Consider the following 25,047-nt stretch of genomic DNA (forward strand, 5'->3'; position numbering starts at 1 on the left):
GCGCACGGCCTGCCTGGGATCCCTGTCCGTTACCCCTCGGTCCACGACCGTCCGACCGTCACCCGATCGGTGGCCGCTCTGAAAATGCTCAGTGCTTGGCCCCTTTTCTTTCGGGCTCCCAGAGTGGACGGGTGTAGCATTTGGTTACGTCGTACTGATTGGGGGTTGAATCGTGAGGATCAGCATCGGCGGCGATCACGTCGAGGTGCCCGATGGCCTGGGCCGGGCGCTGCTCGCGGCGCTGCGGGAGGAGCGGTTGGTGGAGCCGCCGCAGGTTGCTGGCTTCGACGACCTGGTCGACCTGGTCGCGAGCCTCAGCCGGCTCATCCAGCACCTGACGGTGTTCAAGGAGGTGGCAATCTCCCGTGCAGACGCCGCCGGCGCCTACTCGAACCGCCGAGCCCTGGCCCTCGCGGCCGCGATGTCCGCTTCCCAGCTCGGCCGGGTCCTCGAAGGACATGGACTGCCGAAGGATCGCCGCAGCGGCGGCGTGAACCTGGTCGTCGCGTTCCGCGCCGCCGACGACGGGGTCCTGCACCTGGCCGCCGAGGCGGACGTGGCCGGCCTGCCCGAGTTCACCCTGCCGTTCACCCCCACGCAGACTACGGCGGAGCGGACGGAGTTCTCGGGGCGGGAGCTGACCTTCTACTACCGCCCGCAGGTCTCGATCGCCGCGGCCGACCTCGGGCGCAGCGCCGGTTACACCCTGCGCGACGCCGAGCACGGACTGATCGCCTGCGTCACCGAGGACGTTTTCGACGCCCTGTTCGGCGACCCGCGTCTCGACCCGACCCGACCCAACGGACGCTGAGGAGCAGCCCCCGATGTCCGACGAGCTGTTCGACTCCGTCGACGCGCTGCTCGCCGCGGTGAGCAGCGGTCTGCCGCTGCCGGCGGAGCGCAGGCGGCTGCGCCTGGCGGCCGGGCTGACGCCCGCGCAGGTTGCTGCGGCCCTGCGGGTGAACTCGGCCCTGGTCCTGGGCTGGGAGGACGGCAGCGCCGTCCCGGGCCCGGACATCGCTCCGGCGTACACGCGCCTGCTGGAGGGCCTGGCAGCGCGCTTCCCCGCCCCCGAGCAGCAGCCCGCCGCCCCGGTCGCACCGCAGCCGCAGACGCACGCCCAGGCCCCGGCGACCGCCCAGCACGCCACCGACGCGCCCGCCGTCCCGGTGCTCGACCAGAACCCGGACGGCTCGCTGCTGATGGCCGCCGCGGCGCCGTGCGTGCAGTGCGGCCAGCCCTCCGTTTACCGCGCCCAGGGCCGCCCGATGCACCTCGGCGGGTTCTGCCGCCCCGCCACCCCGGCTACCGAGCCGGCCGTCGAAGCCACCCAGCAGCCGACTGTGGCCCCGGCCCCGGCCGAGCAGCCCCCGGCCACGCCAGCACCCGCTGCTGCTCCCGTCGCCTCCGAGCCGGTCCGGCCCGCACCCACCGCCACGCCGGCCCCGGCGGGCAGGACGCGCCCGGCGACGGCCCGCCCCGCTGCCCGCCCGGCTGCCCCGCGGCCTGCCGGTCCGGCCGCCCCGGCTGCTGCTTCCCGGTGGTGGCCGGTGGTCGCGCTGGGCGCCGTCGACGGTGGTTGGGTGCTGGACGTCCCGCAGATCCCGGCCCCGGCCGGGACCAAGCTGGGCGACTGGTTCGCGTGGCTGGGTACCGGGCTTCCGCTGCGCGTCGAGCGGGCCCACCCCTTGGGGCGTGGTGGCGACGGCACGGTCTGCCTGACCGCGGCCGCGCTCAAGCAGCTCGGCCTGCCCGCCGCCCTGCCGGGCACGGAGAAGGCCCTGACCTCGCTGCAGGCAAAGATGGCGAAGGCCGCGGCCAGCGTCGGCATGGAGCTGAGCGACCACATCGGCCCGGCCTTCCACGTCTTCCGCCGCACCGGGTCGGCCGGCGGCCCGAAGACCTCGGTCCGGGTCACCATCGCGCCGTGGCTCGGGCAGGGCGATGCCCGCCAGCAGGCCACCAGCGCCCTGGCGGGCCCGCTCGCCACCGCCCCCGACGGGACCAAGGACGGGGCCACCTTTGCCCGCCGCTTCCGTGCCTTCACCACCGACCTCGGCGTCGCCCCCGGCGCCACCACCGCCTCCACCGCGATGCTGCTCCTGGACGCGGTGCGCCCGCGCATGGAGTGGGTCAAGGACGAGGCAACCGGCGAGTGGTCCTCCCACCTGCGTGATGGCGCGCTCCCGACGGGGGACCTGTGCGTTGCGCCGGCCGCCGGCGCCCGCCACCCGCTCACCCGCGAACTCCTCAGCAAGGGCGAGGCGGTGTGCGAGGAGGAGGACTACAAGTGGTGGGCCCGCGAGCTCACCGAGCAGGAGTCCGTCCGCCCGTGGGCGGTCGCGGTCGACGTCTGCGCGTCCTACCTGTCCGTCACCGACTCCCTGCGCCTGCCCATCGGCCCGCTCGAGCACGCGCGGAACCCGGCGTGGGACGGCGGCAAGAGCGGCGGCCTCTGGTGGTGCGACTTCACCAGCACCCCGGTGGACGAGCTGCTGCCCCACCCGGCCACCTTCCACGGCCAGCCGCCCACCGGCCCGGGCTGGTACGCCACCCCGACCGTCGCCTACATGGCCACCACCTACGGCTTCGACCCGGCCACCATCACCGACGCCTACCTGTCGACCCACACCGTTCCGCTGCTCAAGGAGTGGACCGGCCGGATCCGTGGCGGCTACAAGCGCGCCTACGCCGACCTCGGCCTGACCGACGGCCAGGCCCCGGCCGAGTTCCTGGCCGCCTACGCCGTCCACAAGGACGTCGGCCAGGACGAGGTCCGCGCGGACGCCCTGGTCCTCGCGGGGCTGTACAAGAACATCTACAAGGGCGGCATCGGGAAGTGGGCCGACTCCGCCCGCCACCTGGACGACGAGACGTGGCTGGAGAAGATCGCCGCGTCCTGGTCCTACCGCCCGGAGATCCGCTTCCACATCATCGCCGCCGCCCGCACCGCCGCCCACCGCCGCCTCCGCAAAACCTGGCAGCTCACCGGCCGCGCCCCCTTCGCCGTCAACGTCGACTCCTACCTCTACGCCACCGACGCCCCCACCCCGCTCGAGCTCCTGCCCGTGAAGGACGACGGCACCCCCGTCCCCGGCGCGCTGCGCCTGGGCATCGCCCCGGGCAGCCACAAGCACGAGTCCTCGATCCCGCTGCAGGCCGCCCTCGAGGCGATGGAGCGCCGGGAGCACCCCTCCAAGCTGGTCCACCACTACACCACCGACGGCACCGCGCTCCGGCAGGAGCAGGCCGGCACCGACATTGAGGAAGGCGGGAACTGATGGCGGGCAAGGGGCTGTTCGGCCGGGTGCGCGAGGCGCTGTTCCCCTCGAGGAAGGCGCCGGTGCAGTCCACGACGCAGGCCGGCCAGGTTCGGGAGCGCAAGTACGGCGGGAACACCAAAGCCATGGCAGCCGCCTACGGTGTCGCGCCCCGCACGGTGCTCCGCTGGATCGACGGCACCCGTCACCCCAAGGGAGAGGACGCCGAGCGGCTGCAGCGCGAGGCGGTCGACGTGCAGACCACCGAGCGGGGCCGGGAGCGCAAGGCCAAGCAGCTCGCCCAGCGCGGCACGGTCTCCGGGATCGGGGCCCGGGTCGGCCGCGCCGTGAGCTTCGAGATCCGCGGCTCGGACGCCGTCCGGGCCCGCGACATCCACCTGAACCTGACGGGCGAGCAGGCCGCCGCCCTGGCCCTCGCCGAGAACGAGGACGAGGTGCGGCAGATCGTCGGCCAGGCCCTCGCGAACTACTTCAACGGAGGCGCCGGCTATGGAGGGTTCTCGGCCGACGACTTCGACTTCGACCCCAACGACTTCGACCTGAGCTGATTACCACTCTGTGACTGAGCACTTCACTTGGCGGATGAGCAGTTGAGGTGGCGAGTTGAGCTTGCGGCGTCGACAAGATGCGATGTGCCGGGTCGGCACCCGGCTGAGGCTGCCGACACCGGCCGCCGCACCCGGTGAGCGCGTGCTCGTGTCGCCTTGGGTTCAACACCTGCACAGGTCGCGGTACCGTTCCCAACGTGCCCCGCGAGCAGCGTGAAGTGTCGCGTTCAGCTGGGGCACTGGCAGGCCCTGGCGGTCCGGCCAAGGACACGTGCGGCACGAGGAGGGAAGGTGTCAGTTTCATGATCGGCCCTACCGCCCCACGCGAACGGCGGATCACTCGCCCCGATGTGATCCTGCATGGGGAGGAGGTCGGCGCCGGAGCGACCTTCCTGCTCCTTCACGCCGGTGGCGAACGCCGTCAGGTGTGGGGGCCGGTCAGCGAGGTCCTCGTCGATGCCGGGTACCGGTGCGTGGCCTTCGACCAGCGAGGCCACGGCGACAGCGAGGGCACTGCTCGGACACTGTCCGCGTGCGCGGACGACATCACCGCGATGGTGCACGCCGAGCCACCGGCAAGCGTGCTCGTCGGTGCCTCACTCGGTGGGCTCGCCGCCATCGCCGCCCTCACGGATCCGGCAGTGCGAGCCAAGGTGGCAGGGCTGGTGCTGGTCGACGTCGTACCCTGCCTCGAACCCTCCAGGGTCCGCCGCTTCCTCGCCTCTGTCAGCCTGTCCGGCGCCCACACCGAGCTCGTCGAGGACATCCTCGCCCAGGTTCCACTGCTACGGCAGGTCACCGCGGAACTCGACCTGCCCGTCCTGCTCGTCCACGGCGACAACGGCTCGTCGCTCACCGACGATGACATCGACCAGTTGCTGCGCCTGGCTCCTCACACCACGGTCCGGCCCATCCAAGGCGCCGGGCACCTCATTGCTCGCCATCAACCCGTGGCCTTGGCCCAGGCCATCATCGCCACCACCACTGCCTGGCGGTAGGCGCGCCTCCCGGCGTTTTCGGTACTCCGGTGGAGGAAGGGCGTCGTCGTCGCAGGCGAGGCCGCCGGCCTGGTCGAGTCCGTCGACGACAATGCGCCCGATCAACGCTCAACTCGCCAAGTGAACCGCTCAGTCACACCCCCATCCATGACCTGGCCCCGGGGAGAGGCCGCCCGCCTCGACCTTTCCACAGCACCGCCCGCCCCGCCCCGCCGTCTCAGCATCCGAAGGAGAAGCACCGCCGTGGAGACCACCACAGCCCCTGAGGCCGACGTGCCGGCCGCGTTCCGGACTGAAGCCGCTCAGCCGGTCCCGGTGCAGCCGTCCGCGGCCCTCAACCCGCTGCCGCTGCACTGGTTCCAGAAGGACGCGGTGGCGGCCGCGGTGCGTGAGGTGAAGGACGGCGGCCGCGCGACGGTCGTCGCGGCGACCGGCTCGGGCAAGACGCTGATCGCCGCCGGGTGCGCCCGGCGCCTGGCGGCCCGTGGTCGGGTTTTGGTGCTGGTGCCGACGATCGAGTTGTTGGAGCAGACCGCCGAGGCCTGGTCCCTCAAGGGCGGGCGCCGGGGCCTGGCGGTGGCGGCGTGCTCGCGGGAGGAGGCGCTGGAGAGCGCGGAGGCCGGCGGGCGCGTCCACGCCCAGGTGACCACGCAGGCCCCGCGGATCGCCGACCTGGTCGCCAAGGAGAAGGCGGGCGAGCCGGTCACCGTGTACGCCACCTACGCGAGCCTGGAGCGGATCGTCCAGGCCCACCGCGACTTCGGCCTGCCGGCCTGGGACCTGGTCGTCATCGACGAGGCGCACCGCACCGCCGGCGCGGAGGGCAAGGCGTGGGCCGCGGTCCACGACGACACCCGGGTCCCGGCGAAGCGCCGCCTGTACTTCACCGCGACCCCGCGGATTGCCGACGACCGGGGCGCGAGGGACGGCCTGGCCGACCTCGCCGACGCCGACAGTGAGGCCGCGGAGAAGCTGCCCGCGCTCTGTTCCATGACGGACACCCGGATCTACGGCAAAACCGTGTTCACCTGGACCCTCGGACAGGGCATCGAGCACGGCTACCTCGCCGACTACCGCGTCCTGGTCCCGGTCGTCACCGACGAGGACCTGCGCGACCTCCTCAACCTCCCCGCCGTCGCCGACCTCCGCTCCCAGCGATCCAACGAGGAACTGCTGCGCCTGGCCCTGCAGATCGCGGTGCTCCGCGCGGTCGCGGACCTGGAACTGCGCCGGGTCATCACCTTCCACTCCCGGGTGGCCGCCGCGCGGGAGTTCGCGAACACCCTGCTGGACGCCTCCCAGCTGCTGCCGGACGCGGACCGGCCGGAGCGGATCTGGGCGAAGGCGATGGCCGGCACCGACCGGCTGCGCGACCGCCGCCAGGCCTTCGCCGAGTTCAAGGCCCACACCGGCGAGGACGGCGAGGAGTGCGGCATCCTCTGCAACGCCCGCCTCCTGTCGGAGGGCATCGACGTGGCCGCCGTGGACGCCATCTGCTTCGCGGACCCGAAGTCGAGCGTCATCGACATCGTGCAGGCCGTCGGCCGCGCGCTGCGCCAGTCCTACCGGCAGGGCAAGGTCTCCTGGGTCATCATCCCCGTCTACCTGCCCACCCCGGAGGTCGGCGATGACACCCGCACCGCCGACCCGGCCAAGATCCACGACGCCGGCGAGGCTGTGAAGGCCGAAGCGGACGCGGAGATCGAGGCCTCCTCCTTCCGCACCATCTGGCGGGTCCTGCGCGCCCTGGCTGCGCACGACGCCCGCGTCGTCGGCCGGATCACCGAACTGCGCGCAGGCCGCTCCCAGGCCGCCCAGCACACCACCACGACCGAGGCTTCCGAGGAGGGCGCCGAGCCCGCCGGCGTGGGCGAGCAGGCGCCTGCCGTCGTGGAGTCGCCGATCGAGTGGCTGCGGATCAACGCCCGCGCCCACGCGGCGCAGATCCTGCAGACGGTGAAGCTGCGGGCGTTCAACCCGCGGGCGGTCGAGTGGCAGCGGATGCACGCCGTCGCCGCCAGGTTCCACATCGAGCACGGCCACCTCGACCCCACCGATCGCGACAAGCACGCCGAGCTGATTTCCTGGCTGGCCCGCCAGCGCCACCTCAACGGCCAGGGCCTGCTCGATGCGGCCCGCGTCTCGGAGCTGGACGCGCTCGGCATGATCTGGTCCAAGAACGCAGGCGCCTGGGAACGCGGCTACGCCTACGCCGCCGCGTTCCACCGCCAGCACGGGCACCTGGCCATCCCGGCGACCGCGAAGCTGGACGACTACGCGGTGGGCGCGTGGATGCGCCGCCAGCGCAAGGCCGACAACCTCACCAAGGACCAGGTCGCCAAGCTCGACGGCCTGGACGAGCTGTGGCGCCTGGAACCGGACTGGAACCGCTCCTACCGCCGCCTGCTCGCCTACCTCGCCGCCGGCGGCACCCTCACCGGCCCCGCCAACCGCACCGGCGGTGAGGCAGATCCGACCTTCCGGCCCGGCACCTGGCTGCGCAAGCAGGACAAGGCCCGCACCGAGGGCAAGCTGACCGAGCAGCAGACTGCGCTCCTGGACGCGCTCCACGGCCACTCCGCCGAGACCGTCACCGGCTAACCCACACGACACCGATCCCGCCGTCCCGGCCCCGCCTCGGGCCGGGACGGCCGCCCGCTCCCCGACCTCCTTCCCAACACCCCGAAGGGACGCAGCTCTCATGACCCGTCCTGTGCCGATGCTCGGCGACCACCGCACCGATCCCCTCGACGACCCCGCCTACCATGCCCTGGCCCAACGAGCCCACGACGCCTTCGAGATCGCCCTCCACTACCAGGACGCCTGCACCCCCGAGGCTCGCCAAGAGGCACTCCACAACGCCCTCGCCACCGCCGCGCCCGGCCTGGTGGCCGCAGCGCTCGTCCGGCTGGCCGACGATCCCGAACTCGGCCTCACCGGCGAGCAGCGGGAGTATCTGACCGATGTCGCCGCCGGTCTCGACCTGGACACGGTGGAAGACCTGTTCGGCGCGGGCGGCGACGGGGCCACCGCGCGATGACCGACACCACCACCCCAACCACCCCGGCGCCGACAGCGGCCCGGCCGGGTGCCCAGCGCCACCCGGCCGACACCGGCACCAGCACACCCAGTTCCCCGCGGGTGCTGGTGCTGGACCCCGGCGCACTGGCCGACCCGGCCGAGCGGGAGCAGGCGTTCGTGCAACTGCTCCGCTACCAGGCCCAAGTCCTCACCAGCCACGTGCGCCTGGAGGAAGGGGACCGGGTCGAGCTCCTGGAACCCGTGCGCGCGTCGTGGATCGACGAGGACCTGGCCGACGAGGAGTACTGGGAGGAGGACGCCCGCGTCCACATCAACGTCCCGGCCGGCACCCTCGGCGTCATCACCCGAGTCCGCCGCTACCCGACCCCGTTCCCGTACGTCGTCGCCTTCGACCGCGGCCCCGAGTGCGGCGTACGCAACCACCAGATCAGCCGCTGCGCCGACCAGTCGCTCACCCCCGCCGCGCCGCCCGATCCGGCCCCGGAGCCGTGGAGGCGCTGACCGCCCACCGGCCGCCACCACCTGGTGGCGGCTGCGTTGAACCGCACAGCCGAGAAAAGGGGAGGCACCAACATGCCGGAAGCCGTGAAGCCGGTCCCGTCCTACGCCTGGTGGGGCGAGGTTCCCGACCACCTGCGAACCACGACCCAGCTCGCCGCGCTGGACCTGCCGCGCCAGGCGGCCGGCCCGGTCCGCGCCACCATCGCCACCCGCAACCCCGGCACCGGACGGAAGGACACGTTCGACCTGTACGACGTGCGCGAGTCCGTCCCGACCGCGGCCACCGCCGCGCAGCTCCTCGCGGCCGGCGCGCGTCGCACCACCAACACCCGTACCTGCGAGGACTGCGGCGCCCACCCCGAGACGCCGTGCACCCCGGCGGCCGACGGCCGGGCCCTGTGCGGCACCTGCGCCCACATCACCCGCCTGCGCACCCGCCAGGCCGAGGCCCGCGCCGCCGCCCAGGACGGCGCCGAGACCGCCGACCGCCTCCTGACCGATGAGCACCTGGCCGTCCTCCACGTCGACTACACCCCCGGCGAGCCCACCGCCGCCGGAACGCCCCGCCCGCCGGCCGCCGCCCGCCTCACCGCCCTCGACCGCACCGGCACCGCCCTCTACGACCGCACCGTGCGCCTGACCGGCCCCCGCACCCCCGGCGCCCCCGCCCCCGCCCCCGCCCTGGCCGACCTCACCAACCTCCTCGCCCAGCGCACCGTCGCCCTGTGGACCACCGGCGACCTCGACCCCCTCTACGACGCCCTGCGCCGCCTCAAGCTCAACACCGCCCTGCTGCCCGAAGGCCGCGTCAACAGCCTGCGCCCGGCCGCCACCCAGTGGCGCGCCGACCTCGACCCGCGCACCGGCGAACCGCGCCGCCCCACCCCGCCCGGCACCGCCGACCGCCTCCTCCTCCTGCTCCGGAAGATGTCCGCCGACGCCCTGCGCCTCGAGGCGGCGGACGAGCACGACGGCCCCGACCGGGAGCGGTGGAACTACCAGCTCACGGCCAGGCGGGTGGACCCGGCGCACCCCGGCTACTCCGTGATCGTCACGCACGCCTACGCCACGTCGGTGGAGGACGCGGTGCGCCTGACCTGGAAGAAGCACGACGGACACCTCTACGGCGCCGGCCTGTACCGGATCGTGCGCGTCGAGGAGGAACGGCCGTGACCACCGACACCACCGGCGCCGACCCCGCCGCCCTTGGACGGCTGGAGCCGGCCCCCGCGCCTCGGCACAGCTCAGGGGCAAAGTGCCAGCGCCCGGTCACTCCCTCCTGGTCCCGGCCGCCCGAGTGCGATCACCCGATCGAGGGACGGACGGCCTGACGGCTCAGTCGATACGCTGCCGAACGGGGCCGCAGGCGCGGCACGGGAGTGGGAAGAGGGGCGCCGTGGCAACCACCGTTGCGGTAGGCGAAGGCGAACTGCGCACGATGCTGGCCGAGCGCAGCGGCCTGACGGAGGACGCGCTCTGGTTCCCCGTCCACGACGTTCCCCGGGCCCACAGGCTCACGTGGCCACTGACCGCCCGGCAGGCCGAGGACGTGCTGACTGACCTCCTCGATCAGCTGCGCCGGGTCCTGCCCGCGCCCGGGCAGGACGGGCCCGACGGCCCGGGTCGGCGCTATGTGTTCCTGTCCGAGATCACCGACCGCTACCAGCGCTGCGACACCCGCCGCATCCTCGAGCGCCTGCACAACCGCGGGGTCACCCCGGCACGCCCGGACTTCTGCGGCGAGGTCTACGACCCGCGGTCGGAGCGGGGCTGGGGCGCTCGCCCCTCGGCCTCCGCCGACCTCGGCGGCAAGCCCACGTGGGCGTGGTGGCGTGCGGTGCGTGAGGCGGGTGAGCGGCCGCTGTGCCGGATGCCCGATCCGTACCTGGGTGAGGGGGAGCCGCCGGTCGACCGGGCACTCGGCGAGCGGGAGCGGACCGGCGACACCTGCGGCTACCGGGCGATGCTGGCGGCCGCGGTGCGCGAGGATCCGCGGCAGATCGACTGCTGGGCGCACCTGGGCGGCGACGCGTTCGAACGCGCCGACGCGGACCACTCCGCGTTGGTCGAGGCCCTGGGCTTCTACCAGACGGCCGTGGCCGTCGCCGAACTGTCACTCCCGGAGGCGTTCACCGGTGTGCTGGCCTGGTCGGAGATGGACAACCGTCCCTTCCACCGGGCACTGCACGGCCTGGGACTGACGTGGTGGCGCATGGGAGAGACGGAGAAGGCCGCGGCGGTGTTCGGGAACAGCCTGTGGACCAACCCCGACGACAACCAGGGCATCCGCTACCTGATCGGGCAGGCGACCGCGGGCGTGCCGTGGCACCGGGCCACGGGACTCTGAAACGCTCACGGCCGGTGGGCCGAGGGCAGTACGGCGCGCCGGGAGCACGAACGCGACTGCGGCGAGGCGGCCGACCATCCGATGGCAGAGGTCGCCGCCCGCAGGCGGAGGCCAGAGCCTTGGTGCCTGCGCCGAGGCCCTCGACAACGGACGCCGAAACGGCGGGCCCCGAGGTGACGGAAGACGGCTTCGCGGTGGTGGACGACCAGCGCCGAGACCGCACGACCGGTACGCGGCTGGGCTCCGACAACCAACTCGCCATCCCGCTGACCGATCACCCCAGCTGACCTGACAGGCCCGTCCGCTCCGGTCACCTGCACGGCTAGCGGCACGAACGACTCGTCCCCGTTCCGAACTCCCGGAGTTCGGAACGGGGACGATGTCGTCAGTGGCGGCGGAGCATCGACTTGGCGAGGTCGGCGAGCTTCTCCAGCACGACCGGGATGTCGGCCTTCCGGGAGTTGGTCAGCGCGGTGTGCGCGACGATGCCGAAGACGACCAGGGCGACCAGCGCGACGCCGGCGATCAGCACGGCTGCCATCAGGGAGTAGGGCACGAGATACTGCGGCGTGTGGGGCCGCCACGCCGCGTCTCCGTTTCACGTAGACACCGTTCGTAGACACCTGTTCCCGGCCCCGGGGATGAAAGAGCTGCATACAGAGCATTCATGGGGATCTTGGGGAGACTTGGGAGACTGGGGATACGCGGTGTCTTAGGTGGCTTCGCAGAGAAGTGTGGAGAATCTGGGGGAATCGGTGGCGTCGCACGGCTCGCACGGCTCCCTTTCGCGCTCGTGATGCCGCGTCAGGTCCGCCGTGAGGCCGAGTGTGCCACGTCTCAGCCCTTCAATCGAATCACGGGCCGAGACCCCTCCTGCATGGCCCCCGAGCTCATGCGATCCGAGGCCGTCCGGCCTCCATATCCAGCAGCGCACCGGCCTGGCCGACGAGATGTGGCGCGAGATCGCCCCGCTGCTCGCAGAGGAGGGCATCACCGAGGACACCGATCCGACCGACCTGCCGACCCTCCAGGCCGCCCTGGACCGCGCGGTCGCCCGCTACAACGCCGCACTGTTCATCCCCACCGGGAAGGCCCGCAGCCAGGCGGCCGAGCTGCTGCGCCAGGTCGTCGCCTCGATCGCCGCCGACGAGACCGAACACGCCGCCCGGCTGCTCGACTCCTTCGGCCCCGACCCCACCGCCGGGCAGCCGGTCACCAACTCGCACGCCGCCGGCCTGGCCGTGCTCCTGCTCGACTCCTGGTCCACCGGCACCGGTGGGACCCCGGCCGGGCTGCTCGCGGGCACCGTCTTTCCGGCCGGCCAGTGGCGGGGCGAACGCGCCGCCACCGACATCCTGGCGCTCTCCCACAAGAGCCGTGCGCACCGCTCGGTGCAGAAGCTCATCGTCCAGCACGGTGGCCACCACGTCACCGACGGCGCCGTCCTCGCTCTGGCCGCCGCCGTCCTGACCTGGTCCCGGCGCACCAGCACCCCCGCCGCCGACGTCGCCGAGGCCGCGATCGGCTGACCGTCACGCCGGAGGTCGCACACGCAGATCACGGCCGCATCTGACGCTTCGTGGGCTGAGCCCCGGTGGACAGGCTCCGAGGTCGCCATGGCCGCCGAGGGCGAGCGGCAGAATGCGCCACTCCGTCCCACGTGCTGCTCGTCCGGTCCCGGCCGTCCCGACGAGGCGCCAGTGGCCGTCGGCCAGGACGCCGAGGATGCCGGGACGTTCGATTCGTAGAAGTCCTGAAGCCGGCTGATGGCTCGGATGGGTCTTCCCAGCCGTGGCGGCTGTCGTCACTGATTCGATGTCGTCGGGCCCGGCTACTCTCGCGGCAGGCCACAGCGATCTTCGTGGTGGCGGTGGTGTGGCGTCCCGACGTCCAGATCCGATAAGGAGAGCCGGTGCGCGACTATCTCGCTGAGGTCTTGGTCATGCTCGGGCCCGGGGGGCAGAGCTTTGCCGACCCCGAGGCATGGGTCCGGCTGGAAGCCGAACTCGGCACCGAGCTCCCCGAGGACTACAAGGCGATCGTCGACGCCTACGCCCCGATACGGATCAACGAGCACCTGACCCTCCTGCACCCGGCCACCGAACGGTTCAACCTCGGGAAGGACATCCGAGACACCTGTCAGGCGTGGGCCGCGGTCAACTGGGACCCGGACCGGCTCGGGGAGGACGAGGACCCCCGTGCCGTCTTCGGCCTGAAGGAGGTGACCTTCGGGACGAAGGACGGCCTGATCCCGCTCAGCAGCACCGATCTCGGCGAGTACATCTTCATGGCGACGCTTCCCGACGGGACGGGACACCGCATCTGCGCCGTGGAACACGACGGTGCCTGGTACGAGTACCGGATGAGCTTCGCCGAGTGGCTCTACCGCTACCTGATCGGCGAGGACGTGATCGGCCCGAACAGCTCCGCTTTCTATCCCGGCCCGGTGCTACTGGACCGGCTGCCGATGTCCCCCGGCGACCGGACCGTGCGGACGTACGGCCCGGACCGCGGCATGTGAGGAAACGCAACACTGGCTGGAGAATCGTCAGCGGCAGGGGCGGCGATGAGCGGGGGGACGGGACCGCCGAAGACCGCCGCCGCACAGGGAACCGCGCACACCTACACCACCGTCGGCGCGGATCAACCCCCGGGCGACCTGGCACGATCCGCACCTCGGCCGGGACCCGCCGGGCCCCGTTCGTCGGACTAATCCGGACCGCCCCTGCCACCCGGCACCGCGGCCGTACGCTCCGTCCGTGCCCTCCCACACCGCGGACCCCCGCCACACCCACCTGGTCGCCGTCCTGCCCCCGCTGCTCACCCGCTCCTGCCCGCCACGGGCTGGCGGCTTCGGCGGAGCGTGGGAGGTCCGCCTGACCCGGGCCGAGACCGAGGACGTGGGCGGCCTCGACCTGCTGCGCTCGGCGATGCGGACCGCTGCCCGTTCGCTCGGCTGGACGCGGGTGGAGACGTACGGCATCGCGACGCTCTACGGCGCCGTCGCGGGGATCGTCGACCGCCGACCGGTGCCGGAGGAGTTCGCCGCCGCCATCGAGCGGTTCCGCGAGGAGCGGATGCGGGCCGCCGTGGAGACGGTCTACCGGAACCGGGCCGACGGCCGGCAGCGCGCGGTGCCGGGGTCGGTGTTCGTCACCACCCAGGAGTTCCGGGCCGCGCTCGCAGCCCGGTAGGCACAACCGGCCCTCGGCCCCGCGGACCGGGCCCGGCTGCGAGAAACATGCTGGTTCCCCACCTGGCGGACGGTCATACTGCCGACCGTGAGTAAAGATCGCCGCCCTCTGGGCCAGCCCGAGTTCTCCGAACCCACCACCGACCGGCCCGCCACCGACCGGCGCCCCCTGCCACCGATCGACCGCGCCCTGTTCCTGCCACCCCCCGGCACCGAGCCGCCGACCCCCACAACGGCACGCCCTCCCGCCGCCGACGCCCTGCCCTTCTCCAGCAACCACTGAGCCCGGCCTCCCAACCCCACCACCGCAGCCGCCTCCGGGCGCCAGACGAAGCCACGCTGGGCCCCGCTGCCGGATCCTCGTATCGGCCGCTGACTTGGCGCGACCGCAGGGACGGGACCGGCGGACTCCCACATTGCTCAGAAGCCGGGGTACTGGGGGCCGTCGGGGGCGACGAAGCGGCGAGCTCGGCGTCGAGCCGTGCGTGCGGGCCTCGCGCTGGCTGGCGCGGTAGCGGGCGAGCCAGTCCTCTTGCGCTGGTACGAGGACCAAGCGCCGAAGCTCCTGGTGCCTCACAAGGGTCGTGCCCCATGAAGTGGTGTAGTGGTCGTGCGCCAACAGTCATGAAGTGAGCGGGAGTTCGTCGCGGCCGGGGTTGGCGGGGTAGATCTTCTCCATGCTGGCCTCGGGCAGGTAGCGGCGAGGGAACGCGATCCATTCGTCGTGCATCTCGAACAGCACGGCGGTGACCAGCCGCAGGAGCGCGTCGTCGTTCGGGAAGACCTGGACGACGTCGGTGCGACGCTTGATCTCGCGGTTGATCCGCTCCAGCGGATTGGTGGACTGGATCTTCTTCCAATGTCGCTCGGGGAAGGCCGCGAAGGCGGTCAGGTCGTCCTTGGCCTCCAGCAGCATCTGGCTGACCTTGGGGAACTGCTTGCCGAGCATCTCGGCGACGGTGTCCAGCTGGGCCCGGACCGCGGCTTCGGCGGGTTGGGCGAAGATCGTCCGGATGGTCGCGGCGACCATCTCGCCGGCCTCCTTCGGGATCACCGTGAAGACGTTCCGCAGGAAGTGGACGCGACAGCGCTGGTAGGCCGCGCCGAGCATGACCTTGCGGATCGCCTTGACCAGACCGCTGTGGTGGTCGCCGATGACCAGGCGGACCCCGGTCAGGCCACGCTCGCGCAGGGAGCGCAGGAACTCGGCCCAGAACACCTCGGTCTCGCTGTCGCCGACCATCAGCCCGAGCACCTCGCGGCCGCCGTCCTCGGTGATCCCGGTCGCGACGACCACGGCCCGGGAGACGATCTGGTGGTTCACCCGCGCCTTGCAGTAGGTCGCGTCGAGGTAGACGTAAGGGAAGCGGGTGTGGCCCAGCGGCCGGTCGCGGAAGGCGGTGAGCTGTTCGTCCAGGTCCGCGCAGATCCGGGAGACCTCACTCTTGGAGATCCCGGTGTCCGCGCCCAGGGCCTTGACAAGGTCGTCGACCGAGCGGGTCGACACGCCCAGGACGTAGGCCTCCATGATGACCGCGTAGAGGGCCTGGTCGATCCGGCGTCGGCGCTCGAGCAGACTGGGGAAGAAGCTGCCGGTGCGGACCTTGGGGATGGCCAGCTCCAGGTCGCCGGCCTGCGTGGTCAGGGTCTTGTCGCGGTGGCCGTTGCGCCACGTGGTGCGGGCCTCGGTGTGCTCGCCGGGTTCAGCGCCGATCCGGGCGGTCGCCTCGGCCTCGATCAGTTCCTGAAGCATCCGCTGGGCGACAGCCCTGATCAACTCGATTCCATCCGCCGTACGCAGTGACTCCATGAGGCGGAGTAGGTCAGACTGGGACAAGGCCATCGCGCACCTCTCACTCAACGAGCCTTCCTACTCGGAGAGTTGCGCGATGGCTCCTTCATGACCAGGGGTTACACCAAGATCCCTGCTACACCACTCGGCGGGACGCCATCCTCACAAGGGCACGGTGGTTGAAGTACTCACCATCGTGGACGGCCTCGACGCCGCCCAGCCGTTCAGTTCCGGCTGGTAGGGGTCCTTGCGCTGGCCCCGTGCGTGCGGCTTGCTGCAGGCCCCGTGTTCGGGGTCTGACCTGGTGTTATGTGGCCGGCAACTGCCTCCTTGGACAGCTCCACCACTGCCTCTGCACCACGAGCGATTCGACGAGAGAACCGCCTTCCCCGCCCCGGCCCTCACCGCAGTAGCTGCCGGACCAGCTGCTTCTCTGAGAGTGATCACGGCTTCGGCCGTTGACACCCCGGTGGGGCAGACTGCCCGCCATGACTGTGGCTGATCATGACCTCCTGGCCTCCTGGAGCCGCGTCGGTACCTGGCTCACCACGCACACCCGACGAGGCCCGGCGAGACCGGCAGCGGATGCCGCCCGTCTGGACGCGTTCGAGGCAGACCTCGGCCTGCCCCTGCCCGCCGACCTGCGGGCCTGGTGGCTGCTGCCCGAGGTCACCGCGAGCTACTGGATTCCCGGTGCGTTCGCCCCGGTCTCGCTGGACGAGGCCCTGGAGACCCACGAGATCTGGCTGCAGGTCGCGGAGGAGGAAGACGACCCGTTCGACGAGAACGGCCGGCCCGAGAGCCGCTACCAGCGGGAGTTCATGCCGATCGCGTTGAGCCCCGGCGGCGACGGACTGATCGTCGACCTGCGCCCCGGCGACACCCGCGGCGCGGTACTCATCTGGGACCACGAGACCTGGATCCTGGACGTTCCCCAGTGGGCCTCGGTGACGTCGATGCTCCAGGACATCGCCCATGCGCTGGAGGCCGGGACACCGGTGCTGCTGAGCCACGCAACCCTCGGCGGTTCCCACGCACCCGGCACCGCCACCATCGACGACGCACTCGATCTCACCTGGCAACCCGCCACTCCGGGCCGCTGATCAGAGCCATCCCGCCTGACGCTTAACCACGTGCGATGTCTGCGGTGGGGAGTTTCGCCCCGAAGGCGGTGAGTTCGCCTCGGACCCGGTGAGTTTCGGGTGTTGTCGAGTTTCGGATGTCGTTGCAGGTCAGTGGCCGGTTAGAACGGGCGAGGCTGGTCCGTCCGGGCGGCGGCCAGGTTCGGCGGGGCGACGGGGCGGGGAGAGCCTTGGGCATGACGACACCCTCCACCAGGCGCCCCCGTCGCCGCCGTCCGGCCGCGCCCGCCATCCCCGCCGCCGCTGCTGCTCCGGTCCGGACCGCCAGGCCGGCGGCCCCGGCCCGGTCCGGTGGCGGGTGCTGCCGGACCTGGTCCAGCGAGCACCTGTCGCCGGGTGGCCTGGCCGTCCGGACAACCTGGCATGAGCCCGTGTGCGCGACGTGGGACCGGCCCCCCGCGCCGCTCCGGTGACCGGGTCGGCCGAACGCTACGGCTTCCCCAGGCCCTGACCCGTCGTCACACCTTCGAGCGGACTTCCCGGCCCCGGGGCCGGGAACACTCTCCGCCGTGACCGACACCAACCTGTTCCGGCCCGGCGCCACCGTGGTGCGCCGCGATGTCCACGCCGGCCGCGTGTGGACGGCGATGCCGCAGCGGGTGATCGACGACACCGGCCACGTGCTGACCCTGGCCTACTGGCCGGGGATCGAGAGCCTGGCCCCGGCGACCTGGATCACCTCGACGCGCACCGGCGACGACACCGCCCGCCGGCAGTGTCTGGCCGACCTGGCGGCCGGCGCCTGGACCCTCGGCCCGCACCGATGGGAGAACACGGAGCTGCTCTCCCACTTCCTGGCCGGCGAGTGGTTCTCCGTGCACTGCTTCCAGGACGCCATCACCCACGAGCCGCTGCGCTGGTACGTCAACTTCGAGCACCCCTACCGGCGCCGCCCCGGCGTCGGCATCGACACCATGGACCTCGCCCTCGATCTGGTGATCACCCCCGACCTGGCGGGGCACCACTGGAAGGACCAGCAGGAGTACGCCCAGCTGCGCCGCCTCGGTGTGGTCGACGACTACGTGGGCCGCCAGATCGAGCGGGCCCGCGGCCGGGCGATCGGCATGCTGGACGACCGCACCGGGCCGTTCGCCGGCGGCTGGCCGACCTGGGCACCGGATCCGTCCTGGCCGCTGCCGACACTGCCGCCCGGCGCCGACGAAGCGGCCACCTCGGCGACCGCGTACCGGCCATGACGAGCAGCGGCACGGGAAGCGAGCCGGTCCGCCCGCGGGGGTGCGCAGTCCTGCTCGACGACGGCCGCCTGGCCCTGATCCGTCGCCGGCGCCCCGCCGGGGTACAGCTCTCCCTGCCCGGCGGCGTGGTCGGGGACGGCGAAGACCCGCCCGACGCGCTGCGCCGCGAGCTGCTCGACGCTGCGGTGCCCGCCCGTGCCCGTACTCCCGGGGTTACCGGCGCCAGCGGCCGTGTCGGCGCGCGCCCGGTGGTGTCGGTGTCGCTGCAGGGGACCGGACACTGCGCCGTCCCCGTCCGTGACGCCCACGCCTTCGCCACCGCGAAGGTCGACGCACTGCGGACCGACCTCGACGCCGCTGTCGTTTCCGCCTCCGCCACCGACTTCCCGGCCGCCTGATCCCCGCCGCCGTGACCGGCAGCGGGCTGGTGCCGTGCTCCGGCGTGGTCCGTGCGGGGTACTGGTGTGCCCACCTGGCGGTGTGTGTGGTGGCGCCTGGTGGACGCGGGCGGTGCGGCTGGTGACGCTGGTGGGCAGGCGGGCCGGTCGCGGACCCCCGAGCGCGACCGGCCCCTTCCGCTGCTTGTCCTCGCCTGCGCCGCGTCTCGGGGTCTGGGGTGTCCTGGGACGCCGCCCGGTCGTTGGGGAAGACGACGGAAGGGTCCCCGGATCCCCCTGCGGGGACCGTTCCGGCTGCGCGCACGGGTTCCGCACAGGGCCGCTTCATCCCCCGGTGTCCGGGCCGGTCGCCCGCGCGGCCACAGCCGGGGGCGGCCCGGGGCCGTATACACCCCGAGGCCGCCCCCTGGCACCTTCCCGGGCGGGGGTGGTGCGGGACCCGGCGATCCCGCTGGTCGGTCCGGCTGCTGGTGCTGTGCCCGGCCGGGTGGGCCGGGGTCGGGGTTCGTCTCGTGGTGTCGTCAGCGGCCGGTGGGTGGGTGTGGTGGCCGGTTGGGCCGGTGTCGGTGCGGGTGGAGGAGTCGGGCGATTCTGTGCGGCCGGTCGTCTTGGGGGGCTGGGGGGTCGGTGGCGCGGCGCCCGCCGGGCCGGCCGGGGGCGGGGACGTCGCCCTGGGGTGTGGTGGCGCTGCGCCAGCCGCCGGCGCGGGTGTCGGTGAGTCCGAGGGCGTGGGCGAGGTCGCTGTCGGTGACGTCCTGCCAGCCGTCGCGGGTGTGGGCGGTGTAGGGGCCGAGTGGGGTGGTGTGGCCGTTGGGTGTGGTGGTGCGTCGCCAGCCGAACGCGACCGGGTGTTCGTGGCCGGGTGCGGCGAAGCCTCCCGGCGGTGTGGCGACGTGGATGACCCAGAACAGTTCCTGGTGGCCTGGCGCGGCGTCCTCCTTGGGGCGGCGGTAGAGCCGTCCGGGATCGAAGAAGCCCTGGTCCATGCCCGCCGCCTGCCTTGTCTGTGTGCCGGTGGTCCAGTCTCTCCCTCGGAGCGCAGGCATCGCGAAGCCGGCCGTTGCCGCAGGGGTGTTTTGCCGCCCCTTGTCCGGTTCAGGCCGGTGTGGCCGGGGGTCGGGTGGCCGGCGGCCCCGCGTGTCCGCCCCGGCGCCGGCCAGGCGGCTGCAGCGCGGGGGCCGTGCTCGTCGGCCGGGTGCGGTACGGTCCCGTCTGCACTGAGAAAGCACCGGTCCCGCCCCGCGAGCAGTACGGGGCGGGACCGTCTCCGTCCTCAGCAAGGGCTGCCGGGTGCTACGTCTCCTCCGTGGACGCCGGGCTGACCTTCTGCGGGTCGATCCGCGCAGCGCCGCGCCAGAGGTCCTCGTGCTTGTGCCGGTAGGCCCGGGCGACGTCCTCGGTGGGGTGCTGTCACGATCCCGTCCGCCACCCGGTTTTCCCGCGCGTGGCGGGGCCCGGCCGCGTGGGGGTGCGGCCGGGCCCGGGGCGGCATCCTAGCCCGCAGCCAAGCCCTCAGACACTGTCGTCCACGTCACCGGTGACGCCCGCGGCAGCCGGCCTCTCCCCGGTCCCCGCGCAGCAGCAGGCGCAGGCGGATGTGCGGACCGCTCCGGTCCCGGCGGTTCCCGGGCGGCTGCGCCTGGCGCTCGCCGACGACCGCACCGCCCTCGCACCACTCGCCCGCGGCCTGGGCGCCCCGGACCGCTCGTGGCCCCGGGCAGCGACCTGGTCGCCGAGGGCTGGAACAGCCACCCGGGCCTGTGCGCGGTACGCCGGGCGAACCGCTCGCTCGCGGGCTGGGTCTCCTACACCGGCGACGGCTGGGCCACCTACCTCCAGGGCCGCCTGGTCATCGACGCCACCGACCGCCAGCCCTGGCTCTCCCAGGACGCCCCCCACGCGGTCTCCCTGCTGCGCGCCGCCCTCGACCAGCTGACCACCTGAGCCACCCGGCGCTCACGCCGCCGACCACCGGCGGCGTGAGCGGGTCCGCCGCCGACATTCCGGGGGCGGACAGGGTCTCCTCGGTACGCGGCGGTACTCCGGTTCAGCCGGCCCCGTACCCGGCTGTTCACGTGCTCACGGCTGCCTTGGAGAGGCCGGAGGAGACGGAACCGGACTGGCCGGGAGGGCCGGATTCGGCCCGTAGGGGTTGGGCCACGGCGGGGTCGACGGGGACTGCTGCGGGGGAGTCGGGTGGGCCGGCTGGTTGTCGGTCTCCGTCAGGTAGATGAGCCCCCCGACGGCGAGCAGGGCGGCAGCGAGGGCGAGGACGGGCTGGAGACGGCCGATCCTGGACCGCCCCCGCCCCCGTTCGGGCTGGACGGCGCCCCGCACCTCGGGCACGTCGGACGCGCCGACGGTGGCCGGGTGTCTGTCCCCGGCCGCCGGCGGCAGGCCGACGAGCGAGGCCACGTACCGCCGCCACCACGGAACCCCCGGTCCGAGCCGATGCCGCGCCCACCCCGCCGGGCCCTCCCCGGCGACGAGCGCGTTCAGGTACCGCCGGCTGAAGCTCATCGCCCGGCCTCCTCTGATCCGACGGGCACGACCACCACAGGCGTCTGCTCGCCCGGCACTGTCGCAGAGGGCGGGTCCTCGCCTTGGAGAACGGATCGCACAGTGGTGAACGATCCGATCTGACGCAGCAGGGCGGGCGCCGAGGCACCGGCTGCCACGGCCGCGTAGAGACCGGTGACCTGCGAGTGCAGCAGCCAACCGGTGACCGCACCCAGCGCGATCCGGCTCAGGCCGGCGGCGAGGTCCGCCGACGGATCGATGTAGCGGCGCAGGGGAGGCATGCGTCGGCGACGGTCCTGGCGCGCGAGGTGCCTGGCTGCCTGCCAGGCCAGGAGACGCCCGTTGGCGATCACCAGCTCGACCACGCGCCTCCGACAGCTCCGTAGCCAGCCGCATGGATCCAATCCAACTCTGCTCCTCCCCAAGCAGGTTGACACCGACAACTGAGAGCATTCTGCATTGTTCGAATCAAGACAAGTACGAGCCCTCGCCGCCGGGCGCCGTGCCGTACAGCGGCCTAGAGGAGGCGGTTCCGGGCGATCGCGGCAAGCGCGTCCCGTGGGGTCAGGAAGTCCTCCGTACCAGCCTGGGGCTTGGCCACCAGGACCTCGGCACCGCCCCGGGCGCAGATCCAGCGGACGCCGCTCACCGGAAACGAATTCATCCAGCGGGTGTCGCGGCCGTAGACGCTCGCCCGGAACTGGCCGGGGTAGACATCGCTGGTGATCACCGCCCCGACGATGACAGAACCGTCCATGGCCCAGAGCACTTCCTGGGGGTTGTAGACGGCGGGGACGAGGGTCAGTTCTCCGCGGCGCTTCCAAAAGGGCATCCAGAACACGTCCTTCCGCGCCGGCACGACGAGTGGCGGCGGTGAGCAAGGGTGGGCACCAACCGAGACTGCCACCTGCCCGCGTCTCTTCCACAGGTCAGCCGACCGGCCACATGTGACCGGTCGTGACACCGGACTCGGCAGCAGCAGGCGCTGGCGGATCCGCGGACCGCTCCGGTCCCGGCGGTTCCCCGGCAGCTGCGCCTGGCGCTCGCCGACGACCGCACCGCCATCTCACCGGCCGCCCGCGGCCTCGGCCACCCGACCACCACCTGGACCACCCCGGACACCGACCTGCTCGTCGAGGGCTGGGAGCACGAGCCCGACCTGTACGCGGTACGCCGAACCGACCGGACACCGCTCGGCCGGGTCGCCCAGGACACCGGCGGCCGGGCCACCTACCTCCAGGGCCGCAGGGTCATCGACACCACCGACCGCCAGCCCTGGCTCTCCCAGGACGCCCCCCACGCGGTCTCCCTGCTGCGCGCCGCCCTCAACCGGCCGGCCACCGGAACCACTCAGCCGACCGGCACGTTCGGCGAACGCTCTACGTGATCGTTCGGGAACCCTCAGCTCTGTCGCTTCGCCCTCGACCGACCCCCTGCTCGGGCATGATCTGGGACACCTTCACTTGGACGACTCCGCCGTGGCAGCGCAACGAGGACTGCACCCACATGGCGGTCACGCTCGTGAACACCGGCGGCGGGGAAATCGCCATCACCACCGAAAGCGTCCGGGGCGACGACGCCACCGAGGCGCTCGCCGATCTGCTGATGGGCCCCGGCGGCAAGGGCAGCGGCACCGTGCTGCTCCCCGGCCTGGTGGGCGTGGTGGTCCGGCGCGGCATCGACGTGATGTGGATGGCGCAGCCGCCCATCAGCATCTCGGCGAACGGCGCGGGCGAATGGGAGATCGGCGTCGCCGGCGCGGACCCGGGCGAGGTGACCGCGTTCTCCGCCACCGACGCGCACGACCTGTTCACCCGTCTCTGGGCCGCGTACCCCAGCTAGACCGCGAGCAAGGCGTCCGACCTGCGGGCCCGCCCCGCCTGTTGCCCGGCACAGCAGGCGTCTGCGGCGATTCGCCCGCTGATGTCCCGTGTCATTGAAGCTTGGCTGTCTGCCACTGAACTTTGATGGCCGGCATCCAGGCCTCGCGTCGATATCCGATGGCTACGTGTCTGTGGGCCGGGCAGGGTTTGCAGTCATGAGCGATGAAGACGAGATGCGCTACGCCCCTTTCGACTCGGTCGAGGGGTTGCTGCAACGAGGCCGCGGCCTTGGAGCCGTGCGTGCGGTGATGGATCCGGCTGCGGCGGACCCGTATGTGTACGAGGTGCTCCGACGTGACTGGCGGTGGGACGAAGTCGACGACCGTTCCCGTTATCTGGCGCGGCTGATCCGGAACCTCGAGCTGTCGCCCGCCCCGGTCATCGATCTGTTGTCCGGTTCCGAGCGGGACTGCGAGCGCGCCACCGGTGTGCTTGGACTTCTCGCGCTCGCCGGATCGGACGAGGGCCGGGACGCGCTGCGGTCCTACATCCGCGAGGGTGCGCACTGGGTCCGCGTACTGGAGTCGGTGTCGGGCCTGTGGCCGGTTGAGTGGTGGGAGGACCTGGGTGACGTTGCCCGCGCCCGGATCGGCGCGGAGGCGGAATTGCCGTGGTTCTTCGAGCCGTGGACCCGCTTCGGGATCGAGATACAGCGTCCTGTGTCTCGACCGTCCCGGCCGGACCTGTCCACCTGGGGAGAGGCTGAGCTGCTCGCCGTCCTGGCCGATGCCCGTGCCAGCGACGGCCGCAAGAGCGCCGTACTCGGCGAACTGGCCCGGCGGGCGCCGACCGAAAAACTGATCCCGCTTGTGCCCTCGCTCGGCACCAATGACGGCAGGTCCCCGCTGCCGCTGCTCCGGCAGGCAGTGCAGGACCTTGGCAGCCTCGCCCTACCAGCAGCACGCCGCTGGGCGGCGGACGAGCAGGAGTGGCTAGCCGCACTCGGGGCAGAGGTACTGGCCGACCACACGGGCCCGGAGATCATCCCGCAACTCGTAGCCGAACTCGCGAACCAGTGGCGCACCCGCGACTGGTGCGGACCCGACCGCACGGCGAAGCGGCTGGCCCGCTTCGGGCCCACAGCCGCCGAGGCGGCACCACTGCTTCAGCGGTTCTGGCTGCGCACCCCGCACTCGTACGAGCGACCCGCTTATCTCAAGGCGCTGGCCGCCATCGCACCGGCTGGCCTGGAAAAGGCCTATGCCGAGTCGCTTTGGGACTGCGAAGACCAGGCAAGGCTCCTGGGGGTCGCCCATGCCCCCGGCTCCTCGCCGGTCCTTGAGCAGATCGCTGTACTGCGGGACGACCCGATGGAGGATCCGGAGGTCAAGGCCGCCGCCGCAGAGCGATTGGCGGCGGGCCGGACCTCTCCGGACCCGGAACTCAAGCTTCAGTGGCAGAGAGCCGTCGACCGTCAAGGTTCAGTGGCAGACGGTCAACGTTCGGTGTCACAGGACAGCTGACCTCCTGCTGCCGGCCGGACGGCCGGCCTTCCCTCGGCAGCCGTGCGCCCGCCTGTCCGCGCCCCGGCTGCCGTACGGTGTCCTGGGTACGTGAGAAGGAGAAATCGATGAGTGCTCAGCCGATCCATGGTCCGGAGCTGATCCCACGGCCGGCCCGAACGCCCCTGGCCCTGTACGAGGCTGTGGCGGCCCTCCTTCCGCACCGACTGACCGAGATGACCGCGGACCAGGCACTCGCCATGACACAGGCGGTGGAACGCCAGAGCCTCAAGCCCCTGCTGAGCTTCACCACGAAGTGGGCGGTGGACGTCGAGATCGCGCGCCATCCGGAGACGCTCGCCGAGCTGCACCGCGCCGAGTACCTGGCCAACCACGCGCAGACGCCGGAGGAGCGCAGGCAGCAGGCTGCCCTCGCCGGAGCCATCGTGAACGCCGCCGCCGAAGCGGTGCGCGGGTGACCTGGCGCTGGGAGTACAACCCGGACGAGGAGGGCGTCGTCGCCGACGCACCGCCCGCCTTCGTGGCCCAGGTCGAGAAGAAGGCCGACGAGATCGTCCGCGCCGCCGCAGCGCTCTACCTGGACGGCACCACCTACCAGGGCCCCGGCGAGAAAATGAAGACCGCCGACGTCGAAGACGGCATTTTCTGGTACATGATTATCCCGCGCGACGAACGCATCTACATTCTCCGCGCCCAGTCCCTGTAGCCCGAGCGGCCCGGGAATCCGGTTCGCGCCGCGGAGC

At 72.4% G+C, this 25,047-nt stretch carries 27 protein-coding genes; 21 read left to right on the forward strand and 6 right to left on the reverse strand.

What is annotated here, in order from left to right; all coding sequences use genetic code 11:
• Positions 1–172: 172 nt before the first annotated feature.
• The 9 genes from FHR36_RS36940 to FHR36_RS36980 all read left to right on the forward strand — a co-directional run bounded on the left by FHR36_RS36940 (position 173) and on the right by FHR36_RS36980 (position 10,717).
• Positions 173–811, forward strand: coding sequence for a hypothetical protein (locus FHR36_RS36940; RefSeq protein WP_253804556.1), 639 nt, complete (start codon positions 173–175; stop codon positions 809–811).
• Positions 812–824: 13 nt separating this feature from the next.
• Positions 825–3,281: a helix-turn-helix domain-containing protein gene (locus FHR36_RS36945; protein WP_253804619.1), complete on the forward strand. Its 2,457-nt coding sequence runs from the start codon at positions 825–827 to the stop codon at positions 3,279–3,281.
• Complete coding sequence (locus tag FHR36_RS36950) at positions 3,281–3,829, forward strand: hypothetical protein (RefSeq protein ID WP_253804557.1); 549 nt, start codon at positions 3,281–3,283, stop codon at positions 3,827–3,829. Before FHR36_RS36945 ends, FHR36_RS36950 begins: the two co-directional genes overlap by 1 nt.
• 302 nt (positions 3,830–4,131) lie before the next feature.
• The gene (locus FHR36_RS36955; RefSeq protein WP_253804558.1) at positions 4,132–4,827 is read left to right on the forward strand and encodes an alpha/beta fold hydrolase; all 696 of its coding nucleotides are present in this window, start codon (positions 4,132–4,134) and stop codon (positions 4,825–4,827) included.
• 243 nt (positions 4,828–5,070) lie between these two features.
• On the forward strand, positions 5,071–7,428 hold the full coding sequence (locus tag FHR36_RS36960) for a DEAD/DEAH box helicase (protein WP_253804559.1): 2,358 nt from the start codon (positions 5,071–5,073) through the stop codon (positions 7,426–7,428).
• A gap of 100 nt (positions 7,429–7,528) precedes the next feature.
• Entirely contained in the window at positions 7,529–7,867 is a 339-nt protein-coding gene (locus FHR36_RS36965; RefSeq protein WP_253804560.1) for a hypothetical protein, read from the forward strand.
• Positions 7,864–8,370 carry a hypothetical protein gene (locus FHR36_RS36970; RefSeq protein ID WP_253804561.1) on the forward strand — a complete coding sequence of 169 codons (507 nt, stop codon included), beginning with the start codon at positions 7,864–7,866 and terminating at the stop codon, positions 8,368–8,370. Before FHR36_RS36965 ends, FHR36_RS36970 begins: the two co-directional genes overlap by 4 nt.
• Before the next feature lie 72 nt (positions 8,371–8,442).
• Positions 8,443–9,543, forward strand: coding sequence for a hypothetical protein (locus FHR36_RS36975; protein WP_253804620.1), 1,101 nt, complete (start codon positions 8,443–8,445; stop codon positions 9,541–9,543).
• A gap of 223 nt (positions 9,544–9,766) precedes the next feature.
• On the forward strand, positions 9,767–10,717 hold the full coding sequence (locus tag FHR36_RS36980) for a hypothetical protein (RefSeq protein ID WP_253804562.1): 951 nt from the start codon (positions 9,767–9,769) through the stop codon (positions 10,715–10,717).
• A 385-nt stretch (positions 10,718–11,102) separates the two neighbouring features.
• Here the strand turns inward: FHR36_RS36980 and FHR36_RS36985 are convergent, their stop codons facing one another.
• On the reverse strand, positions 11,103–11,258 hold the full coding sequence (locus FHR36_RS36985; RefSeq protein WP_253804563.1) for a hypothetical protein: 156 nt from the start codon (positions 11,256–11,258) through the stop codon (positions 11,103–11,105).
• A gap of 409 nt (positions 11,259–11,667) precedes the next feature.
• Here FHR36_RS36985 and FHR36_RS36990 point away from each other — a divergent pair, with 409 nt between their 5' ends.
• The 4 genes from FHR36_RS36990 to FHR36_RS37005 all read left to right on the forward strand — a co-directional run bounded on the left by FHR36_RS36990 (position 11,668) and on the right by FHR36_RS37005 (position 14,193).
• A complete protein-coding gene (locus tag FHR36_RS36990; protein WP_253804564.1) occupies positions 11,668–12,246 on the forward strand; it encodes a hypothetical protein in 579 nt (192 codons plus the stop codon).
• Between the two features lie 383 nt (positions 12,247–12,629).
• Positions 12,630–13,238 carry an SMI1/KNR4 family protein gene (locus FHR36_RS36995; protein ID WP_253804565.1) on the forward strand — a complete coding sequence of 203 codons (609 nt, stop codon included), beginning with the start codon at positions 12,630–12,632 and terminating at the stop codon, positions 13,236–13,238.
• 238 nt (positions 13,239–13,476) lie between these two features.
• Positions 13,477–13,911, forward strand: coding sequence for a hypothetical protein (locus FHR36_RS37000; RefSeq protein ID WP_253804566.1), 435 nt, complete (start codon positions 13,477–13,479; stop codon positions 13,909–13,911).
• Between the two features lie 87 nt (positions 13,912–13,998).
• Positions 13,999–14,193, forward strand: a complete 195-nt coding sequence (locus FHR36_RS37005) for a hypothetical protein (protein WP_253804567.1) — start codon at positions 13,999–14,001, stop codon at positions 14,191–14,193.
• Between the two features lie 339 nt (positions 14,194–14,532).
• Here FHR36_RS37005 and FHR36_RS37010 read toward each other — a convergent pair whose 3' ends face one another.
• Positions 14,533–15,753 carry an IS256 family transposase gene (locus FHR36_RS37010; RefSeq protein WP_253804288.1) on the reverse strand — a complete coding sequence of 407 codons (1,221 nt, stop codon included), beginning with the start codon at positions 15,751–15,753 and terminating at the stop codon, positions 14,533–14,535.
• A 437-nt stretch (positions 15,754–16,190) separates the two neighbouring features.
• On the opposite strand from FHR36_RS37010, the gene FHR36_RS37015 reads away from it, so the two are divergent.
• The 3 genes from FHR36_RS37015 (at position 16,191) to FHR36_RS37025 (ending at position 18,438) form a co-directional block, all read left to right on the forward strand.
• Complete coding sequence (locus FHR36_RS37015) at positions 16,191–16,805, forward strand: SMI1/KNR4 family protein (protein WP_253804568.1); 615 nt, start codon at positions 16,191–16,193, stop codon at positions 16,803–16,805.
• Between the two features lie 548 nt (positions 16,806–17,353).
• Entirely contained in the window at positions 17,354–18,040 is a 687-nt protein-coding gene (locus FHR36_RS37020; protein WP_253804569.1) for a DUF402 domain-containing protein, read from the forward strand.
• Positions 18,037–18,438 (forward strand): NUDIX hydrolase, encoded by a 402-nt coding sequence (locus tag FHR36_RS37025; RefSeq protein ID WP_253804570.1) that lies wholly within the window; start codon positions 18,037–18,039, stop codon positions 18,436–18,438. The genes FHR36_RS37020 and FHR36_RS37025 overlap by 4 nt, the downstream gene beginning before the upstream one ends.
• 521 nt (positions 18,439–18,959) lie before the next feature.
• Here the strand turns inward: FHR36_RS37025 and FHR36_RS37030 are convergent.
• Positions 18,960–19,424, reverse strand: a complete 465-nt coding sequence (locus FHR36_RS37030; protein ID WP_253804571.1) for a hypothetical protein — start codon at positions 19,422–19,424, stop codon at positions 18,960–18,962.
• A 721-nt stretch (positions 19,425–20,145) separates the two neighbouring features.
• Between FHR36_RS37030 and FHR36_RS37035 the strand changes: the two genes are divergently transcribed.
• Entirely contained in the window at positions 20,146–20,382 is a 237-nt protein-coding gene (locus tag FHR36_RS37035; protein WP_253804572.1) for a hypothetical protein, read from the forward strand.
• 135 nt (positions 20,383–20,517) lie between these two features.
• Here the strand turns inward: FHR36_RS37035 and FHR36_RS37040 are convergent, their stop codons facing one another.
• The 3 genes from FHR36_RS37040 to FHR36_RS37050 all read right to left on the reverse strand — a co-directional run bounded on the left by FHR36_RS37040 (position 20,518) and on the right by FHR36_RS37050 (position 21,790).
• Positions 20,518–20,958, reverse strand: coding sequence for a hypothetical protein (locus tag FHR36_RS37040; RefSeq protein WP_253804573.1), 441 nt, complete (start codon positions 20,956–20,958; stop codon positions 20,518–20,520).
• Positions 20,955–21,323 (reverse strand): hypothetical protein, encoded by a 369-nt coding sequence (locus tag FHR36_RS37045; protein WP_253804574.1) that lies wholly within the window; start codon positions 21,321–21,323, stop codon positions 20,955–20,957. Before FHR36_RS37045 ends, FHR36_RS37040 begins: the two co-directional genes overlap by 4 nt.
• Before the next feature lie 152 nt (positions 21,324–21,475).
• Positions 21,476–21,790 carry a hypothetical protein gene (locus FHR36_RS37050; protein WP_253804575.1) on the reverse strand — a complete coding sequence of 105 codons (315 nt, stop codon included), beginning with the start codon at positions 21,788–21,790 and terminating at the stop codon, positions 21,476–21,478.
• A gap of 611 nt (positions 21,791–22,401) precedes the next feature.
• Between FHR36_RS37050 and FHR36_RS37055 the strand changes: the two genes are divergently transcribed.
• From FHR36_RS37055 to FHR36_RS37070, 4 genes are all read left to right on the forward strand, one after another.
• On the forward strand, positions 22,402–22,800 hold the full coding sequence (locus tag FHR36_RS37055; protein WP_253804576.1) for a hypothetical protein: 399 nt from the start codon (positions 22,402–22,404) through the stop codon (positions 22,798–22,800).
• A 196-nt stretch (positions 22,801–22,996) separates the two neighbouring features.
• Positions 22,997–24,304 (forward strand): hypothetical protein, encoded by a 1,308-nt coding sequence (locus FHR36_RS37060; RefSeq protein ID WP_253804577.1) that lies wholly within the window; start codon positions 22,997–22,999, stop codon positions 24,302–24,304.
• A gap of 107 nt (positions 24,305–24,411) precedes the next feature.
• The gene (locus FHR36_RS37065; protein ID WP_253804578.1) at positions 24,412–24,762 is read left to right on the forward strand and encodes a hypothetical protein; all 351 of its coding nucleotides are present in this window, start codon (positions 24,412–24,414) and stop codon (positions 24,760–24,762) included.
• On the forward strand, positions 24,759–25,010 hold the full coding sequence (locus FHR36_RS37070; protein ID WP_253804579.1) for a hypothetical protein: 252 nt from the start codon (positions 24,759–24,761) through the stop codon (positions 25,008–25,010). The genes FHR36_RS37065 and FHR36_RS37070 overlap by 4 nt, the downstream gene beginning before the upstream one ends.
• The last annotated feature ends 37 nt before the right edge of the window (positions 25,011–25,047 follow it).

The sequence above is a fragment of the Kitasatospora cinereorecta genome, assembly GCF_024172095.1.
Lineage (GTDB): Bacteria > Actinomycetota > Actinomycetes > Streptomycetales > Streptomycetaceae > Kitasatospora > Kitasatospora cinereorecta.